This window comes from Elusimicrobiota bacterium, assembly GCA_016218575.1.
Taxonomy (GTDB): domain Bacteria; phylum Elusimicrobiota; class Elusimicrobia; order UBA1565; family UBA9628; genus JACRDN01.
This window is the reverse complement of record JACRDN010000019.1, coordinates 37,638-56,275: the sequence shown is the minus strand read 5'-3', so window position 1 is coordinate 56,275 and position 18,638 is coordinate 37,638. Positions and strand designations below refer to the sequence as shown.

General features: G+C 62.1%; 11 protein-coding genes. All 11 read right to left on the bottom strand.

The window, feature by feature from the left end; translation table 11 throughout:
- Window positions 1-3: 3 nt before the first annotated feature.
- Window positions 4-600: a hypothetical protein gene (locus tag HY921_08490; protein MBI5630907.1), complete on the bottom strand. Its 597-nt coding sequence runs from the start codon at window positions 598-600 to the stop codon at window positions 4-6.
- Window positions 582-1,253, bottom strand: a complete 672-nt coding sequence (locus HY921_08485) for a hypothetical protein (GenBank protein MBI5630906.1) — start codon at window positions 1,251-1,253, stop codon at window positions 582-584. The genes HY921_08490 and HY921_08485 overlap by 19 nt, the downstream gene beginning before the upstream one ends.
- Before the next feature lie 7 nt (window positions 1,254-1,260).
- Window positions 1,261-2,529, bottom strand: coding sequence for a hypothetical protein (locus tag HY921_08480; GenBank protein MBI5630905.1), 1,269 nt, complete (start codon window positions 2,527-2,529; stop codon window positions 1,261-1,263).
- Window positions 2,519-4,597 (bottom strand): hypothetical protein, encoded by a 2,079-nt coding sequence (locus HY921_08475; GenBank protein MBI5630904.1) that lies wholly within the window; start codon window positions 4,595-4,597, stop codon window positions 2,519-2,521. Before HY921_08475 ends, HY921_08480 begins: the two co-directional genes overlap by 11 nt.
- Before the next feature lie 83 nt (window positions 4,598-4,680).
- The gene (locus HY921_08470) at window positions 4,681-5,727 is read right to left on the bottom strand and encodes a M28 family peptidase (GenBank protein ID MBI5630903.1); all 1,047 of its coding nucleotides are present in this window, start codon (window positions 5,725-5,727) and stop codon (window positions 4,681-4,683) included.
- Complete coding sequence (locus HY921_08465) at window positions 5,724-6,779, bottom strand: ABC transporter ATP-binding protein (protein ID MBI5630902.1); 1,056 nt, start codon at window positions 6,777-6,779, stop codon at window positions 5,724-5,726. The genes HY921_08470 and HY921_08465 overlap by 4 nt, the downstream gene beginning before the upstream one ends.
- A 1-nt stretch (window position 6,780) precedes the next feature.
- Window positions 6,781-7,617 (bottom strand): carbohydrate ABC transporter permease, encoded by an 837-nt coding sequence (locus HY921_08460; GenBank protein MBI5630901.1) that lies wholly within the window; start codon window positions 7,615-7,617, stop codon window positions 6,781-6,783.
- Window positions 7,614-8,447, bottom strand: coding sequence for a sugar ABC transporter permease (locus tag HY921_08455; protein ID MBI5630900.1), 834 nt, complete (start codon window positions 8,445-8,447; stop codon window positions 7,614-7,616). The genes HY921_08460 and HY921_08455 overlap by 4 nt, the downstream gene beginning before the upstream one ends.
- A 2-nt stretch (window positions 8,448-8,449) precedes the next feature.
- Window positions 8,450-9,703, bottom strand: a complete 1,254-nt coding sequence (locus HY921_08450) for an ABC transporter substrate-binding protein (GenBank protein ID MBI5630899.1) — start codon at window positions 9,701-9,703, stop codon at window positions 8,450-8,452.
- On the bottom strand, window positions 9,700-11,427 hold the full coding sequence (locus HY921_08445; GenBank protein MBI5630898.1) for a hypothetical protein: 1,728 nt from the start codon (window positions 11,425-11,427) through the stop codon (window positions 9,700-9,702). Before HY921_08445 ends, HY921_08450 begins: the two co-directional genes overlap by 4 nt.
- An 85-nt stretch (window positions 11,428-11,512) precedes the next feature.
- Window positions 11,513-18,607, bottom strand: a complete 7,095-nt coding sequence (locus tag HY921_08440) for a S8 family serine peptidase (GenBank protein ID MBI5630897.1) — start codon at window positions 18,605-18,607, stop codon at window positions 11,513-11,515.
- Between the last annotated feature and the right edge of the window lie 31 nt (window positions 18,608-18,638).

Sequence of the window (18,638 nt, the reverse complement as noted above, 5' to 3'; positions counted from 1 at the left end):
AGGTCAGTGGCTTTCCTTGAATCGCGCCAAGACTTCCGGCAAAGTTGCGCGGGGGGTGTCATAAAGGCAGAGCCGATGCGCGCCCTCGGCCGCCATGGCCTCCACGGCGCGGCGCGCCGTGGAGGTATCGAGGCGGCGCAGGAAAAGGACGCAAGGACCGAAATAGAAATCGAGCTTAAAGCGTCTGAAGGCCTCCTCGAACCAGGAGGGCGTGGCCGCCAGGATCGAGAAGATGCGGCCGTCCTCGAGCCGAACTTGGATCACGGCGCAGCCCTCGCCGGCGGAAGTCTCCAACACCTCGCTCAAGGAAACCTCGGCCACTCTCTCAAGCCCTTTCCTTTTTCCGGACTTACGGAACCGCAGGCGGACTCCGGTCGCCCTATGGTAGTAGCGCAGCCAATACCCGCCCATGTCCTGAGCCAGAGCCTGGGCCGCGGCCTCGACGCTCTCCGACTCGAGGTTTTTAACGAACACGACCGGAGATCCGAAGAAGAAATCCCCTCCCTCGAGCCAGGCGCGGGGCTCATCCGGAGCCGCGAAGAGGATGGAAAAAGAGCTGCCGTCCTCGAGCCTTACCGGAACTAGCGGCTTAGGATCCATTCCCTCTCCTTTTGCAGGAACGACCGGAATACCTCCTCGTCGCGCTCAAGCCAATATAAGATCATTTGATTTCTAAAAACGTCGTCGCCCGCGCTGATTTTGCCCGCGATCTCGCCCTTGAGCTCGGCGATGGTCCGCACCCCGTGGAAACGGGAAACCGCCGACAAATCATATCTGGCGCGCAGCCAAAGCGCGATTTCCCCGGCCATGGCCTCGTTTTTGTAGCCTGAATCCTCGTCTATTATGGGCAAGGTCCGAGGCTCGCCTCCGAGCTCGCGCCAAGCCCGCGCCATCAGACTGTGCCACATGTAATGGCTCTCAGCGCTCTCGATCATGCTCGAGACCGTCAATAGCCCGATCTCGCGGGCGATCAGGGGGGCTAGTATCCGCGGCTCCGGGGGCAGGGCGTCGCTTAAATAAATGGCGACGGTCTTGTCCCGCGCGACCTCATACGTGGAAGCCGGCTCTTGCCGTTGGAATATGACCGCGATCCGCCGGTCCCTGATCTCATTGACCACCATTTCTCCGACGCTTCCGCCGCCATCCTCCATCGCGGCCAAGGTTTGGCGCAGGCCCGCCGAGAGACGGTCGTCTCCCGCGATGGCCAGGACGGGCAGCACGCACAGGCACAAAACCGGCGATATTCTCTTCATGCTTGCCTCACTCGACGGCCGCCCATTTCCTCAGAAACCGCGCGGTCATATCGGGGCCGAATTCCGGCAGGACGAAAATATTCTCGAGGCGAGGATCCCCGAAGAGCCCGACGCTCAAGAGCATCATGCCGAAAAGGCCCTTCTGCATGTTGGCGTCCTTGGCGCTCCCTTTAAGCAAAACGTCCCTGCCGCTCAGGAACCGCCCAAGGTCCGCGGCCTCCTGCGCGGCCGGGGACCAAGACCCCTTGCGGTTGATCGGGGCCATCATGCCGTCTCCCACTCCCACGGCCTCCTCGGCGCGGATGCCGTACTCCTGAGCGACCCAGGCCACGGCCGAGGCCTTATCCACCTTGGAAAACGAGATGTATGGCGGCTGCGCGGGGTTGGCGGGCATGCGGTAAACCACCTCGTGGCGTATGCCCCGCTTTTCCAAGGCCTCCTGCAGGATGCCCGCGGCCTTATGCACGATTTCAAGGGGAGTGCCCACCCGCAGGAGAACGGAGCCGCTATGGGGCTCGAGGTCCACTCCCTTGGAGGGGTTGAGCCCCGTGCCGAGCTTGGGAAGCTCGGCCACGACCGCATCCACGGCCGACCGGATCAAAACCTGCTCCTCGGTAGAGAAAGGCGGAACCTCATGAGCGCTTTGAGGGCGCCCATCGGCGTCCAGGCGGTATACCCGGCCGCCCCGGTTGGTGCCGATGAGCATCCCCGCCGCGGCCGGAACCAGGAGAGGAGCTAATTTCTCGAACGCCGAGTTTCCGGGATCGTTTTCCATGGCGTCGGCGGGGCGATCCGTGATTACGACCGGGAACTTGCCGTTCCTGAGGCCTTCTAAAAGAGGCGCGGCCTGGGCCTCGGTCATGGCCTCCACGTTCCGCGTCAAGGTATCGTCTCGGTCGATGAAAAGGACCCTTCTTTGAGCCGCCTCGTTCATCACGCCCTCGGCGAGGCTGCCGCCCATGAGGGGCAGGCTGAATCCCAGACCCCATTGATTGGCCATGGTCCGCAGGACGAGGTGGACGACCCGGTAGCCGGCCCGGGTTTGGACCACGCGGGCCGACGCGGGCTGCCATAGCCGGGGACGAAGAACCGGCCCCGGCAGTCGAGGGGCCACCGGCATGGACAAGCCGGTAAGGGAGAGGCTCACGCCCAAGGCGGCCTGACGGCCGTTTGCCGCAATGGCTTGGGCCCGCCCCGCCCAAGCCGGGACGACGCCGTTGCAAATCATCGTCAAAGACAAAACCGCTCCGGGAAGTCTCGACAATTTATGCGTCATTTCTCCTCCGTGATACGACAGCGTCCAAACCCGGCAAGAACCGGGGCGCCCACAGGAAGGCCGCACCCGCCGCGAGAAATATCCCCCCCAAGGCGACGAGCATTCTTGGATACAGGGGAGCCCCGATTAAGGCCCAGAAAATCGCCGTCGCCGAGAACCCCAGACCGATCGCAGCGCTCACAAGCGAGCTTTGTATCCCGTTCAAGACGTCGAAATGAAGCGCGGGGGCCCTTTCGTTGAAATAGCCGGAAAGGGCGACGCTCGCGGCCCCGCTGAACAAGCCGATCATGAAAAGGCTCAAGAGCAGAGCGGGATGGGCTCCCCAGAAGAACCAGGGCAGGAGGATGAAGGAAAGCCCGACCCCGTAGAACTGGATCCAGGCGCGCTGGCTCATACGGGAGCTCAAGGCCATCAAGAGAGCCCCCGCGAGGGCGGCGGCGAGCGCGGCCCAAGCGTTGCCCGGGGCCAAGCGGAAGAAAACCCAGCTCGCGGCCAGGCCCAGGACCAAAGCCTGGACCAGAACCTGACGGTCCACTTTCCGTCCCATGATGGTCGCCGTCCCCAGAGGAGCCTGGGTGGCGTTGGCCGTCAACTGCCCGAAGCAGAAGGCGCCGGTGAACTGCCCCAAGAGGGCTCCGCTTCCCGCATTCGCGCCGGCCAAGGCCTTGGCCAGGGAATTCAAGGTCAAATACTGCAGAGGGATGAACAGGGCCGCCGCCAGGGCCGTGAACAGAACGGCGCAGCGCAGCGCGGGGTTTTTCCACAGAAGGGAGAAGTTCGGCGTGCGGGAAATCCACCAGACCAGGGCCAGGGCGACGGGCACAGTGGATTGCAGGAGGAAATAGCCTCCGATGCTCGCTCCCAAGAGCAGGGCCTCCCGCCAATACCGCGCCAGGAACCCCCGGGCTTTTTCCACCGCGGGCCTGGCCGCGACGGCGGCCGCCGCGGCCGGCAAGGCGCGGACCGCGGGGATCATGGCCGCGGCCGCGAGAATGACCAAGGCATGGGCCGCCGCCGAGAAGTAAAACGCGCCCATGGGATTCTGGTCCACGAAGCGCCCCATATTGAGGATCAAGCCCAAGGCCACCTGCATGGCCGTGAAATGGATGTTGCCCAGCGCGATGAAGGTCTTGATGCGCGCAGGATCCAGCCTCTTGAAGGCGCCGATCTCTATGACCACCGTCGAGGTATTGATCCAGTTGTTGATGACGCTGAAGGCGAGCAAGGTCCCGAAGTTGACCGCGCCCAGGCCCGGCAGGGCGAGAAAGGCGGAGCATAGGAGGATGCGCAGGCTCGCGGTCGCGTATATGCCATGCTTGCTGGAAAATCTGTTGGCGATGAGCCCGTTGAAGGGCCCCGTGGCGATGGGGGCGAGCGCCCCGATGGCCATCAGCTGAGAGAAACCAGCCTCGCCGATCCCCGGCTGGGCCAGGGCCACGCTGTAGAGGGCTATCTGCACGAAAAAGAAGGCCGCGATCGCGAGAGTCCTTTGGATGAAAATCCCGTTGAAGGCCGCGCGCTTATCGACGCGCTCGGCCGGAGCGGCGGGAGCCTCGGATTTCTCCTGGACGCCGGCGGCGGGCCCGGAGGCCGGCCGGGAAAGCGCCGGCGGCGCTCGGGGAACAAGCAGGCTCAGCGGGAACGATTCTTGGAACAGCCACGGCCGCGAGTACTGGTAAAACCGGTCGAGAACGCCCCCTCGATCCGGGATCCGCGCCGCTTTCAAACTCTGGGCCAAAAGGCGCAGAGCCCTGCGGGACTTGCGCCTAAACGCCGGGTCCCGCCTCGGCACCCTCAGGCGCGCCGTCGGCGTCAGGGCCCAGGAATAAAGAGCCCGCGCCGCGGGCGGGGGGAGGGCGGGCATGCCGCCGCCCAAACCTGCAGCTTGGGCGGCGAAGAGAATCTTTCCGTAGTCGGACTTTCCCGGCGCGGAGCGCTCTGGGCGCCCCGCGCGACTAGCCGCTGCTGATGCGCCTTGCGCCCCAGGGGAAACGGCGATGAGGGAGAATGCGCAGGCCAGGCGAACGAAGGATTTCGCAGCGCGCCGGACCGACCCCAGCCTCTTCATGGCCCGGCCATTTTACAAACGTGCCTAAAATCCCCGGTAGGCCCAAAGGCCTAGGGAGAGGCGGTCATAAGGCCCAGGCCGGGTTAGGCCCTGTTCATTCTCACGTCAGGAAGGAAGGGATGACTGTCCAGCGCCCTTAAAAAAGCGACGGCCAATTTCAAGGCATTGACATAATGCGGCAGGGAAAAAACGGCCATGGTGTCCCGCGAGGTATGGATGATGTCGAACATCCTCCTTTGGCTGCACCCGTAAAGAGTCATCCCGGAGATCCCAGCGTCGCGGAAGGTGGATGAGTCCGAGTCTCCGCCGCGCAAAACAGCCTCCGTCAAATCCAACCCCTGCCGCAGGGCCACTTCCTTGACCAAGGCCAGCATCCAGGGAGTGGAATTGTTCTTCCAGGAGAAAGTTCCGTCCACGGAGAAGGTGTCGAGGTTGAGCATCGCCTTGACGCGATCCTTGAAATCCCAGGCCGCGGCGAGCCAAGCCTTGGACCCCAGCAGGCCCTCCTCTTCGCGGGCAAACAGAGCCATGACATGAGTCGCCTCCAGCGCCTCTAAGCGAAGGACTTCATAGACGTTGGCTTCCAAAGTGGACCCACCCCAATTGTCTATGGTTCCAGCGCCCACCGAAACCTTGTCATGATGGGCCCCGGAAACAACCAGGGCATCGCCGCGCCCCTCCTTCACCACATAATAATTGTATTTTCCATCCCCCGCCTCTTGGCGGATCACCGTGTCGAAAACATTGAGAGGGAGAGTCTCCCCTTCCCTGATGGTGACGATTTTTTGCGCGTCAGCTCCGGCTTGGCGCAAAAGCCCTATCACGGCCTCCTCCCTGGCTTTGTTGGTGAGAGGAGACATCCTCATTTCGCGCAGCAGCTCTTCCTGCGGGGGAATGCCGTCAGGAAAACCCGGCTTGGCCGCGGCGACCGCGGGAAGCAATGCCTCGCCCAGACCCGGGGCGAAAAGCTCCAGGCTCGAGCGCAGAAGACGCGGAATCTCCGCGGCAGGAGGCGTCCAAAGAGCCCCGGACCTAGGGGCGGCCTCGGGAGCCGCCAAGCCGCTGTAAAGGGAAATCCCATGGCTGGGAACAGCCAGGAACAAAGCCAAAAGAGAGGCCGTCGTTTTCATTCGCTCCTCGTGGAAACGGCTGGGTTGGTCAGTCTGACGCGGGTATTCTCGTTGAAATAATGGCAGGCGCTCGCGGGGCAAGACACCCAGGCCTTGGGATATCTCAAATCCCAGGAGCCCGGCACGCTCGCGCGCAATTGCGCTCCTCCCATGTCGAGGCTGAGCACGGTGGCGGCCCCGGTGGGCTCGGCCAAGGCCACGGCCGCTTCGATAAATCCAGGCCTCGCCTCGGGGGACACCTCGATGGATTCCGGACGGATGCCCACCAGGCAGTCCTCGCTCAAGGCCGAGGCGAGCCCGGAGCGCTTCAGCTCGGCGGCCCCCAGGAGGTTCATGGGCGGCGCTCCCAGGAAGGTCGCGACGAAGGTATTGGCGGGCCTGTGGTATATTTCCTCGGGGGTTCCCACCTGTTGGATAAGTCCCCGGTCCAGGACCACGATGCGGTCGGACAAAGTCATGGCCTCTATCTGGTCGTGGGTCACGTAGATCACGGTGCCCTTCACGCGCTTGAATAGGAGCTTCAGCTCGCCGCGCGTCCTTTCGCGCAGAACCGCATCCAGGTTGCTCAAGGGCTCGTCCAAGAGAAACACCTTGGGCCGGCGCACCAAGGCCCGGGCCAAAGCCACCCTCTGCCTTTGCCCGCCGGAAAGGGCCGAGGGCCTGCGGGACAAGAGCTCGGAAAGTCCCAGCATTTTCGCGGCCTCCTCCACGCGCCCCCGGGTCTCGGCCTCGGGGAATTTGCGCAGCTTGAGGCCCATGCCGATGTTCTCGAAGACGCTCAAATGGGGGTACAGGGCGTAATTCTGGAACACCATGGCGATGTCGCGGTCCTTGGGCGGCCTGTGGGCGACGTCCTGGCCCTCGATGAGGATGGCCCCGGAGTCGGCGAACTCCAGCCCCGCGATGATGCGCAAAAGCGTGGTCTTGCCGCAGCCCGAGGCTCCCAGCAGAGACACGAATTCCCCGTCCTTGACCGTGAAGGCGATGCGGTCAAGAACCGTCTTGCCCGACTCGAAGGATTTGCGCACGTCCCGCACTTGAACCTCTGCCATATTACCCCTTGACCGCGCCGGCGGTCAGACCCTCTATGATGCGCCTCTGGAAAGCCAGAACCATCAAGACCACGGGCATAGTAGTCACGACCACCGCGGCCGATATCTGATCCCAGGGCACCTCATAAACCGTGACTCCGGAAAGAAGAGCGATTCCCACCGGGACCGTGCGCACCGAGTCCTTGGAGATGAAGGTAAGCGCCAGCAAAAACTCGTTCCAGGAGAAGATGAAGATGAGGATGGCCGTGGTGGCTACGGCGGGTGCCGAGAGCGGGAAGATGATTTTCCAGAGCAATCCCCAGCGCGAGAAGCCGTCCACCTGGGCCGCCTCCTCGATGTCCGAAGGCACAGTCTTGAAGAAGGTCATGAGAACCCATATCGCGAAGGGCAGATTGAGCGCCGTGTAGGAGAGGACCAGGGCCAGGGGATTGTTGATGAGCCCGGAGAATTGAATGAGCTGCTTTAAGGGCACGACGAGCAAGGTCGGCGGGAAAAGCGCGATGAGGAGAATGGCGTTCAAGGCCCAGGCCCCGCCGGGGATCTTGAGCCTCGAGAAGGCGTAGGCGGCAAGGCTTCCCAGAGCCGTGCACAAGAAGGTGGTGCCGAAGGCCACGATGAGGCTATTGGCGATGTAGGTCGCGAAGGGGCGCGTCGAGAAGATCTTGACGTAGCTCGAGAAATTGGCGCGCTCGGGCCAATACTTCGGAGGAATGGAGAGAACCTCCTCCGGAGTTTTCAGGGAGGTGATCACCTGCCAGAGAAAGGGAGCCAGGCTCCAAATCGTAGCAACCGCTATAGCCGCGTAAAAGCAGGCGGTTGCTATAGGTGTTTTCCTCATGCCTCTGTCCTCGTCAAGCTGAAGAGAGCCCCAGCCATGGCGAGAAGCGAGGCCCCCATGACCATGGTCAGCACGCAGCCGTAGCCCAGTTCCTGGTAGCGGAAAACCATGTCATAGACGTAGAGGGCGATGGTTTGGGTGCTTCCCCCCGGCCCGCCTCCGGTCAACACCCAAATGAGGTCGAAAATCCCGAAGCTCTGTATCGCCCGAAACACCACGGCCACGGCTATGGTGGGCTTGAGGAGCGGCCAGGTGATGATGATAAATTGCCGCAGGGGACCGGCCCCGTCCATGCCGGCCGCTTCATAGAGCTCCTTCGGAATCGCGGCCAAGCCGCTCATGAGCAGGATCGCCATGAAGGGCGTGGTCTTCCAAACATCGGCCAGGACGCAGGCCCAGAAAGCGCTTCCCGGAGAGGCCAGCCAGGCGATCTTGGGCGAGGCGGCCAAATGGGCCTTATAAAGGAGGTCGCCCAGCACCCCGTACTCGGCGTTGAATATCCAGCGCCAGGCCATGGCCATGACCGCGGTGGGAAGGGCCCAGGGAATGAGCACCGCCGCGCGTACGAATCCTCGCCCATGAAATGGGCGAGAAAGTAAGAGCGCTATTCCCAATCCTAGCATCAGTTCCAGACACACCGCCGCCCCCGTGAAGGCAAAAGTGTTCTTGAGCACCAGCCAAAGGCGGGCGTCCTTGGCTATCTGCCCGAACCCCCGGCTCAGCCAAACGGTCTGTCCGATGGGCACGAGGTTGACCAGGCCCATGAGGAGGAGGGCCGGGGCCACGTAAAGCCAATTCACGGCGGCGCAGGGGCGGTTGGTCGCGGGCATCTCTAGCGCTTGAGCACCCCGCGGATTTCCTGGGCGGCCTCGGAGAGGAGCTTTTGGGGCTCTCCCAGCCCGGAGAGGGCCGCGCTTACCTTGAGTTGGACGATGTCCGAGACCCTGGCGTAGGCGGGGCTTAAGGGGCGGGGCCGGGTGAGGCTCAGGATATTGTAGAGATCCTTGATCTGGGGGCTTGCCTTCAATATCTCCGGGTCCGCGTACACGGATTTTCGGGTGGGCAGTATGCCGCTCATGAGGTATGCGGTTTTCTGCCCTTCGTGGGTGGTGAGAAACTCGATGAACTTCCAGGCCTCATCGGGATGCTTCGAGAAAGCCGATATGCCGAAGCCCCAGCCGCCCAAAGCCGCCGCGGAGCGGCCCTTGCCATGCACCATGGGGACGATCCCAACCTTGCCTTTCACCGGAGAGCCCTCCTTCTGCATGAGCTCCCAGGCGTAGGGCCAGTTGCGCATGAATACGGCCTGGCCCTCCTGGAACACGTGCCGGGCCTCCTCCTCCTGATAAGTGAGGACCCCGGGCGGGGAGATCTTGTGCTTATGCACGGCGTCGACCATCCACTGCAAAGCCTGGACCGCCTCGGGGCGGTCTATGAGGACCTGGCCCTTTTCATCAATGAGCTCCCCCCCGTTGCCCCAGGCGAGCTCCAGGAAATTGCAGACCAGACACTCGTACTGTTTACCCTCGAACACATAGCCCCAAAGGTTGGGCGGAGACTGGATCTTCTTGGCCGCGGCGACGAGCTCGTCCCAAGTCCGCGGGGGCGTAAGCCCCCGCGCCTTAAGCAAGTCTTTCCTGTAGTAAAGCAGCCCCCCATCCGACTGGTTGGGGACACGGTAGATTTTGCCGTTGAATTTAGAGCCCGCGATGTCCCCGGGCAGGAACTTCTCCTGCTCTTGGGCGGCGAAGTAGCCGTCCAAGGGCTTGAGCCAGCCCTGGGCCGCGAACTTGGCCAGCCACGCCACGTCCATGTGCGCGAAATCGTAGCTGTCCTCCTGGGCCATGAAGGAGGTGGCGTACATGTCCTCCCGGGTATTGGGGGCCGAGGGACCCTCCACCATCTCGACATGAATGCCCGGGTTCTTCTCCTCGAACTTCTTAATCAGTACCTTGGTCGCCCCGCCCACGTCCGGGTTGGCGAGGTAGCGGATGGTGACCTTCCCGTCCGCGCTGGAGGGGGCCTTGCGGCAGGACGCGGGCAGAAGAAGAATCGCCGGCAAAAACAGTTCCAGGCCTTTTCTCATTTTTCACTCTCCGCTTCGGGCTTGAACCTCAACCTCATTAGAGGACTCCAAACGCTGGAGTCTCCGAAATACCTGCGGGTATGCTCCAGGATGAATCTCATCCAGAGGTAGACGGCGCCGGAAGCCGCCAGGAAATAAACAGGATTAAGAGCGTTGAAGTAGTACATGCCGAACAATTGGCCAACGCCGCCGATCGAGACCGCGAACGAAGATCCGACGAACCATATCCCGCTTTTCATCAAGAGGGCCATGGCGAGCATGAGGCCGTTGCCGATGATGTTAAGCATAAAAGTCTCCGGCGACAACCCGCCCGCGATGCTCTCGGGATGCAAATAATTGGCTATGAGCTGGCAAATGGGGCCCACCGCGAAAAGCATGGTGGAGTTCCATCCATTGAAATATCTCATGAAATCGTGGAGGGCTTTAAGACTGTGGTATCTCTTCAAAATTCCATTCCGAAACAAAATCACCAGGATGGCCGCGACCCCCGCGGGAATAGCCATGGCCGCCAAAGGCACCGACTCAGCCACGGTCAAACAGACGGCCACGGGAAGAAACGCCTGCTGCGCGATGCCCACGAAATCACTCCAAGCTTTCCATACGGGCTCGGGAAGCTTCCCCATGGCATCCAGGGCGACTATCGAAAGGCCCGCGCCCACGAAAGCCAATTGGCCCGCCAGGAAGGCCGTGGGCACATGTCCCGCCCACCAAATCTGGGTCAAGACCACGGAGCTCATGACGATGCCGAATATCTGCACCATCATGGCGTAGCGATGCCCCTCTCCCAGCTTTTGAAAGAATAGGACCATGCCCATGTCGGCCAGGCTTCCCGAAGGCCAGCCGATCCATTTTTTCAAGATATCGAGTTCTTCGGGATGGCCCGAGGTCAAATTCGCGAAATTCTTCAAGGCTTGCGGAATGATAAGAAAGAAGAACGGGACAAGAGAGAGCTTTTGGAGATTCTCCACATACTCTTCCCATCTTTCCTTGAAGGTCTGCTTGACGACCACCTGCAGGCCGCGCAGCACATGGCCGAGATTGCGCCTGGCCTCGGTCTCGGTGGCGCCGTGAACTACGAGGATGGCCAATTCCTTCTCATGCACGGGTTTCGCAAGACTGAAATCCACGCCCGGCATGACACGGGCGTGGGCCACCGACCCGGGCAGGCGAGCCTTCAGCAGAGGAGCCGTGATGCGCACGGGGCCCGCCTCCGCAGTTTCCATGGCTGGGCTAGCCGCATCCGCTAGAACGGCATCATGATCGACCTGCGAATCGAACCAGCGCGTCCATTCCTTGCCGGCGGCCTCGGCCTTGGCTCCGGGGTCCATCCAAGCCCGGTGAAACGGCAAGTAAGACAACCATTGGAATGACAGAGAGTCCGACAAATTGGGCGCAAGCGAGGCCAAAAATCGGCCAGGCCACGCGATGGCGCGCGCGGTTATCGAATTCTCGGCCGCATGCTCGGGAATCGCCTTCAAGGGGCGCAGGCGGATCTCCCGGTAAGGGCCTGACGCCTCGATATCGGCATAAGTGGCTGTTGGAGAGCCGGTTTGCAGGCCGGAATAAGGCATCTCGTACTGCGGAAAACGGATCGAGACCCGGGACACACCCCCTCTCGTTGGAACCTCGCCTCTGAGAAGACCGGCGAACGCCTGGTAAGAGCCGCTCCCGGGGGAGAGGAATATCAACGCCGCGGCGATGATTGACGCGCAAAACTTTCTCATTTATTGATTCCTCTGTCTGATACCGCGCTCTCCGGGCTGCCGATGAGACACCGCGGCCCAGACTGCGGCCGGCCGCAGTCTGGGTTCACTGCTCCTCCACCTCGAAAACGTGGGCCTTGCCGCCCTCAAGAGCGATGAAGAGGCCCTTCTCCACGAGCTCCCTGCCGCTGCGGGTATAAACCGCGGGTTCCCCGTTGGGCCTCAGGTTCAGGACGTCGCGCAAAACGTAGGTTTTGTCCTCCTTGGGCGCGAAAGACTCGGGGGTGACCGGCTGATGCAGGGCGAACCACGCGCCCTGCGATTTCAGCGAGGGGTTAAGCGCCGCCAGGATGACCTTGGATTTCCCGCTCAAGTCCCTGCCCTGGGCGGTGAAAAGCACCAGGTCGGATGGGGCTTGGGGTTCTGGGACATGAATATTTCCTTCCGAAAAAATATCCCGATACCTCTCGGACAATTCCTGAATTCTGCCGGCTACCGCCTTGTAAGGTCCGTCAAAAGCCCAATTGATCCACGCCTTGAAATCCAAAGGAGTCATCCTATTATTGCGGGCATCCTCGGACAAGCCGCGCGCCCTATCGCCCATGACGATGTTGTCGTTGAATACAGCACCTTGCTCAAAGCCGGCCACCGTGAGAGTCGGCCTGAACAGGAGAATGGCCACGAGCGCGGCCTCCACGATGCCCTCGAAGGCGTCGTACGGGTTGGGCAGGTCATGGTTCACGCTGAAGTTCAAGAATGGAGCCAAGGCGTGCTGCCAAAGATAAAACGCGACTTCCCGCAATTGCCGGCGGATTTCAGAGCCGCCCTTCCTCTGGGCAAGAGAGTCGTACAGGCCGACCTTGTTATTCACGGCATCGGTGAAAAATCTCAAATCGGCCGGATTGTAAGTCTCGTCTATGAAGACAACGCGGGAATCGGCGAATTTCGCGACCCGGGTCATCTGGTCGAGAAATTCGGAGCCCTGGACCTCCGCCCAACGTCTGTTCATGCCGTGACCCAGCCTGATCAGCTCGCGCTGGTACCAGGAATCGCGCGGCGCCCTCTCAATTTCATAGTTCAAAATGTCCACCCAGTGGTCGTAGAAGTTTCGGTTGGTCAACACATCCGGCATGTCTCGCCGGAAGACTCTTATCCCCCACGCCCCCATCATTTCCAACACCCGGCCGATTTCCCGCTCGCGAACCTCTTGCCGGCTGAAATCCTTCTGGGCCATGTCGTTGTACATATTCCTCTTCGCCCTTCTCTCTTCAACGTCCTGCGACTTGTCCGGAGTCATGGGGTGTCGCACCAGGATCCACTTGGGTCCGCGCGGGCCCGAGAGATTTTCAATATCCCGAGGATATTTTTCCACGCGCACGGGATAAAACACATGGCGCCCATGATGCCTGGGAACCCCGATCTCGTCGAGGTATGAGCTCAAATAGCCTTCATAGTCCGCCCGGCTCTCTCTCGCCCCGCGCTGGCGCGGGTCCCGGGGAGCAATGATATGGAGGAAATTCTCGGGATATTCCTGAAGCTCCACGCTGTCCAATGCGGTATGATTCGGGATCAGGTCCACGCATATCTCGATTCCCAAGGCCCGAGCGCGCTCGACCAGCCTCTTCAATGCGGCCTCCCCGCCATACTCCGGCTTGACCGCATAGTCCACCAAGGCATAAGGCGAACCCCCGCCTCCATCAGGATCGTCCCCGTTCCAGCGGTTGACCTCGCCTATCTTGAAAATGTCGGTAAGCCACAACACTTGATAGCCCTTTGCCCTGATCCTTCCCAATTCCTCATCATCGAGACTCTCATCCAAGTTGAATTTTTCGGCGAACGTCCGGGCGATGACCTGGTAGATGGCCTTGCCTCTCAAGTTGCTGGCAGGCACTATTTGCCTGAGCCTCGAGACGATAAAATCAAGGGACGCGAGCAATTCGAGGTATTTATCCCCCCCTGGAATGTCCTCGGTCTTTATCCGGTTGAAAAAATTCCATAAAGGCTCCGTCGGACCCAAGTGGGACAAGGTGCTTTCCAAGAGATGCCGTAGAAAGCCGCCCTCCAGCTCAAAAGCAGGCACGGCATCTTTCCATTTATGTCTGAGACTCAATAGAACATAAAACACATGCTCCAGGGCGGCTAAAGTTCTTTGCGCCAATTCAGGGCTCATCCTCGCCATTGAGTCCAAAACGCGAGACGGAATTTCCGCCGTCCAATTCCACTGCCCTTGCGCGGCTTCTTGCTCCGCAGCGAACAAGCCCTTATGTATGGCGAAATTCAAGGCCCCCCGGATCTTGCTGGCCAAGGGCGCGGGCAGGACGGCCGCCTCCTCGAAGCGGGGGTGGCTTTCCAAAACATCCCCTTGCAGGGCGCGAGCCGCGGCCGCCGCGGCCTCGGGGGCCTTGAGCCCCTCCTCCAGGAGCGCGGAGGCCCCCAGCTCCTGGGCGAGACCCTCTTTCGAGAGGCTATCTTTGACGAGGCCGGCTAGATAATGGCCGTAGCCCTCCGGAAGGCCGGTGGGGAAGGCTTGGCTTAGCCGTTTGAGCAGGGCCTGCAGCCCCAAAGCGGACCTCTGCGCGGCCGCGGCCGTGCCCATGAGCCCGGCTTCCTCCAGCCAATCCACGGCGGAGCCGCCCGAGGAGTAATAGGCGGGCGCGCCGCCTTCGGCCGCTCCCACGGTGACGGCGAGATCCGCGTCCGCGGGAGAGGCGACGCTGTCTTTCCCCGGACCTTCGTTTCCGGACGGCGCCACCACGAGAAAATTCTCCAAGGCCATTTGGTTGACGTAGCGGCTGAGCACGGTCCGCGACTCATCGCCCGCGGGGCCGCCGAAATCCAGGAGGATGACGGCAGGATTCTTCAAAGGGTCTCCGATCTTGATTTTCAGGCTCTCTAAGAGAGCCAGGATGCGGGCCTCGGAAACTCCGAGCCGCCCGGCCTTGATCTTGATCAGAGGAATCCCGACGAGGTCGGGAATATCGGGCAAAGGCCCTTCCGGCTCGATTTTAAGGGCGACCTCCGCCGCGGAATCCGGCTCCGCGTCAGCCGGATTAGACATCGGGTAATAAGGAACCGCCGAGCGGTAGCGGTAGCCGGCCTGCTTCAACCTCTCCTTCAGGGCGAATTGCTTGTGCTCAGGAACGCTCAGCCAAATGATTCTGTCATGGAAGAAGGAGCCCTCGCGCTTGGCCTCGAAAGAAGACAGGAACTCGTCGTCCAGGACTTCGGTGACGAAGACCCCTAAAGGCACCTCGACCATAACGTCAATACGGCCCATCACATGATCCACCCCCGGCACTCCCTCCCCGGCGGGGTCCAGGGCCGGGGTGGGGACCTCGGTGGGAATGTTCAAGGCCTGGGAGAGGAGCCGCACCAGGTCGCCCAAGCCTCCCGGTTTTCGCGCCGCCCCGCGGTTGTTGAGCACGTAGCGGGTCGCGGCGGACTTGAAGGGCTCCTCCTGGACGGTTTTAGAAATATCTTCTTTTTCCAAGACTTGGGTAAAGAACCGCGAAATCGTGCGCGTCAAGATCACGTTGCGCCGGCCATCGGACTCTAGGAAGCCGGTGGCTTCCAAAAGGTCCACGAGAGCCTTTCCGGTAACGGCCTCGGGATTGGAAAGGGCGATCTCGCGCAAGGCCGCCACCGCCCGGTGCGGGAGGTCGTCCTCTTCGTTGAGGCCCTTCTCCGGCTCGGCCTTGGCGAGATCCGAGAGCAGCTCGGCCTCGCCGGCGGCCACCTGCTCCTTAAGCTCGCCCAAGAGCCATCTCGAAGTGAAGCGCGGGGCGTACTCGCTCCGACTCAGGCCCTCCAGCAGTTTCTCGACCCCTTCACGGCTGCCTTGGCGGGCCAGGACGTGAGCCGAGTACATGCGGATATCCCATTTCTCGTGGCTCAAGCCCTGGCGCAGGCCCTCCATAACCGCGGGAGAGAGGACGGGGAGCTTCCCTAGCGCCAGGAAGGCCATTTGGCGGACCCGGGCCTCGGGATCGTTGAGGGCGCGGTCCCACAAGGCCGCGGAGCCTCGGGCCATGGCTGACTCGACCTCGTCCTTGTTGGCGAGCTCGAGGGCCTCGGGCTGGCCCAGGAAATTACCCAGCGCCAAGGCCGCGAAGCGCCTCACCGTCCAGCCCGCGTCCATGGTCTGAGACCCTCCCGGGGCATCCGGAACCTCGACATCAAGACGGAAATTAAGAAGCTCGAGCAGGCGAGGCGCGGCCTTCTGGCTCTCCGGCCAGAAGCGGGCCAGCGCCTCCGCGACCTTCTTGGCGCCCTTGGCCGCGGCGTAAACGCCTTCCTGCAAGTCCCATATTTCCTTATATAAGCGAACGGGAAGCCAAGGATCCCCGAGCTTGAGCAAGCCTCGGGCCAAATTGCGGGCTTGATTGGCTTGAACTTCGCCGGCACCCTGGGACCAAGTGGGGACGTCGAGGTCCTTGGCGGATGACTGAAGAAGGAACCGCATGACAAAGCCGATATTTTCCGCGACAAAGCCCTGAAGGACGCCGACCTTTCGCAGGAATTGCTTGAGATCCGCGGCAATTCCCGCTACTTGAGGCGAGGCCTGGGAGGTGCCGGACATATGCGTGTACTTGCGATCCTCGGAATCGTCCGGAGCCTCATCGGAGTCCGCCGAGCGGGTGGCCAGAACCCCCGGGCCGTAAAAATGGGGAGGCTCTCCCAGCCCCCCGCCGACGGCAACCAGATGAGGCCCCTCGAAGTCGCGAACGATCAGGGGCCTTTCCTTGGTCGTGGGGCCCAGGCTCGAAAACAGGGACACGCGTTCCTTCTTGGTCGCGGAGCCGACCGCCAGAACGTTGGGAGAATTGGCCGTGGCGGGCTGGCCCTCGGTCCTGTCGAAAGGGCCCTCGTTGCCGGCCGCGATGGTGAAGATGACCTTTTCGCCCAAGGAGTTGAGCACATCGGCCATCTTGGTGACGAATCTGGCTAAGACGGAATCCACGTAGCCCTCGCTTCCCAAGCTCAAATTGACGACCCCGGCTCCGTTCTTGAACGAGTCCGTGATCCCCGCGCGGATATCGGCGTCGGTGGCCCCGGGGCCGTCGTCTCCAAAAACCTTTTCCGCGACGAGGGATGCGCCATGCGCTGTGCCTTTTACATCGTCCCCCGAGCCGGCGGCAATGCCCGCGACCACGGTCCCGTGCCCGTCGGTATCCTTGAGGCCAGTATTGGTCACGTCTCTTACTATCGCCCTAGCCTCTAAATCGTGGTGCATGAAAAGCCCCGTATCCACGATGGCTACCCTTTCGCCTTTCCCATTGATCCCGCTCTCCCACAAGCGGGGGACGTCCTCGATGGGGGCGGACTCGATCATCCGAGGGCTGGCCGCTGATTTGACCCCATTGACCTCGAACTCCCGCCCGTCCCGCAGAAGCCGGCGCAGGGCCGCGAGGTTGCGGTAGGGTACGCTCACGTGAATCTCCTCGTCCGCTGCGAAATCCCGGCCCAGTATATGCCGCACCTCGACGCCCAACCTCTCGAACTCCGCCAGGTACTTGTTGAAACCCGCCTGCTTCAAGAGGATCCTGGCCCTGGAACGGCTTTTGGCGAGATTGCCGGACAAGGGCAAAGATTCCTTGATGGCTCCTTGGGCCCGGGGCCTCAAGACCAGGCTCACTCGCGACTCCGCCTTGCGCAGGAGGAGGACATGCCCGCCGTTCATCATGTCCACGCGGGCCATGCGGAACTCCCCGCCGTCGGCGGCCTCCCAGAAGCGCAGGAGACCCTGCCAAAGAGGAAGGGTGGCGTCGCCGGGAGGGAAGCTCAAATAGACGATCCCGTTGTTCTTGAGCCCGGCGTAAAGGTTCTCCACCAAGCCAAGGGCCTGCCTCAACTGCGGCAGCTCCTCGTGCTTGAGCCTGAAGAATTTACGCCCGAAGGCCTTGACCTGGCGGTGGAACCGCCTCTCCTGGGACTTGTCGCCGCGCGCGATCTTCCCGGCGATCCTCCTCAAATTATCGAAGGCCTTCTTCTCCTTGTCGTCGAGCTCTATCCCGGCGCTTTCGGGCACCGGACGACCCATGAGAAGCTGATGCAGGCTGTTGAAATGCCTCAAGGCCTTCTCCAGCTCCCCCCGCCCCCTTGTTCCGGGCTTGGGCAGGGCCTCTGCGTGCTTGTCCCAGACCACGGCCGTAAAGCGCCCGGGCTTTCGGGCGAGCTCCGGACCCGGAGAGCTCTTCCGCGACTTGACGACGCGGGCCCGGCCGCCGGAAAGCTTTTGGAACAGCAGGGGATCGCGCAGGAATTCGGTTCCGGGATTGATCAGGAGAACCTCGGAGACTCCATCGAAATGGAGAGAAGCCTTGGCCGCGGAGAGAACTTGCTCGAAATGGGAGGCCCTTGCCTTCCTTAAAGAATGCCAGCGCGGCCATTCCAGGGCCCTGGCCTTGGCCTCGGCAAGGATTCCTCGGACCGCGCTCCGGATAAAGCCGTAGGAAACGCCTCCCGGAGGCCCCCGGGCTCGGTGGTCTTCCAAATGCTCAAGCTCATGGGCCAGGACGAGCTTGAACAGCCAGGGGACGGCCGCCAGTTCACGCCTGATGAAGATGGTATCCCCCGCGGCATAGCCGAAGCGAAAGTCCCAGGCTCCTCTCTTAGGCTTGAACTCCGACACGCGGGCGTTCAAGGGGATTTGGCCCTCCGCCTTGAGGGTGTTGACCGCCGCGTGGAACTGCGCCTTGGTGGCATTGCGGCCCCGGCGCGTCGCCGCCGAGAACAAGATCAGATCGCCCAGGGCCAAGGTCCCGAAAACAACCGCGGCCGCGGCCATGAGTCCCAGCCCAATCCCGAAAATCCCCGGCTCCTTGGCCGGGCTCACGGTGATCGCGGCTGGAGCCAAAGCCCAGCGCGCCATCGCCAGACCGACCCAGGAAAGCGCCGAGGCGGCGGCCGGCCAGAGCATGGCCGTGGCGGCGCGCGCCGCGGCCCTCGGCTCCGCGCGGGATGGGCGCGGAAGACGGGCTTGCCCAGCCCGCGGCCTTTGAAAGCGGTGTAGGAGAAGTCGTGAAGCGAAACTAGAAACGGGGCTTCCTCCCGGAACGTGGAGCACTTCCGCTTCGGGCAAAAAAGTCTGCGGATTCTCGCCTAGAACACGCCGGGCAAAGTCCGCTTCACCAGCCGCCCGCGCCGCGGCGGCCGGGGCATGGATCGTGAGCCTGGCGACAGGCGAATGGCGCAGGCGCATAGCCAGTTCCCTGCTCGCTGCGGGAAAGGGC

Coding starts and splice junctions, on each gene's coding strand:
- HY921_08440 (MBI5630897.1), bottom strand. CDS start 18,607: ATGCGCCTGCGCCATTCGCCTGTCGCCAGGCTCACGATCCATGCCCCG.
- HY921_08455 (MBI5630900.1), bottom strand. CDS start 8,447: ATGCCCGCGACCAACCGCCCCTGCGCCGCCGTGAATTGGCTTTACGTG.
- HY921_08450 (MBI5630899.1), bottom strand. CDS start 9,703: ATGAGAAAAGGCCTGGAACTGTTTTTGCCGGCGATTCTTCTTCTGCCC.
- HY921_08445 (MBI5630898.1), bottom strand. CDS start 11,427: ATGAGAAAGTTTTGCGCGTCAATCATCGCCGCGGCGTTGATATTCCTC.
- HY921_08465 (MBI5630902.1), bottom strand. CDS start 6,779: ATGGCAGAGGTTCAAGTGCGGGACGTGCGCAAATCCTTCGAGTCGGGC.
- HY921_08480 (MBI5630905.1), bottom strand. CDS start 2,529: ATGACGCATAAATTGTCGAGACTTCCCGGAGCGGTTTTGTCTTTGACG.
- HY921_08490 (MBI5630907.1), bottom strand. CDS start 600: ATGGATCCTAAGCCGCTAGTTCCGGTAAGGCTCGAGGACGGCAGCTCT.
- HY921_08485 (MBI5630906.1), bottom strand. CDS start 1,253: ATGAAGAGAATATCGCCGGTTTTGTGCCTGTGCGTGCTGCCCGTCCTG.
- HY921_08470 (MBI5630903.1), bottom strand. CDS start 5,727: ATGAAAACGACGGCCTCTCTTTTGGCTTTGTTCCTGGCTGTTCCCAGC.
- HY921_08460 (MBI5630901.1), bottom strand. CDS start 7,617: ATGAGGAAAACACCTATAGCAACCGCCTGCTTTTACGCGGCTATAGCG.
- HY921_08475 (MBI5630904.1), bottom strand. CDS start 4,597: ATGAAGAGGCTGGGGTCGGTCCGGCGCGCTGCGAAATCCTTCGTTCGC.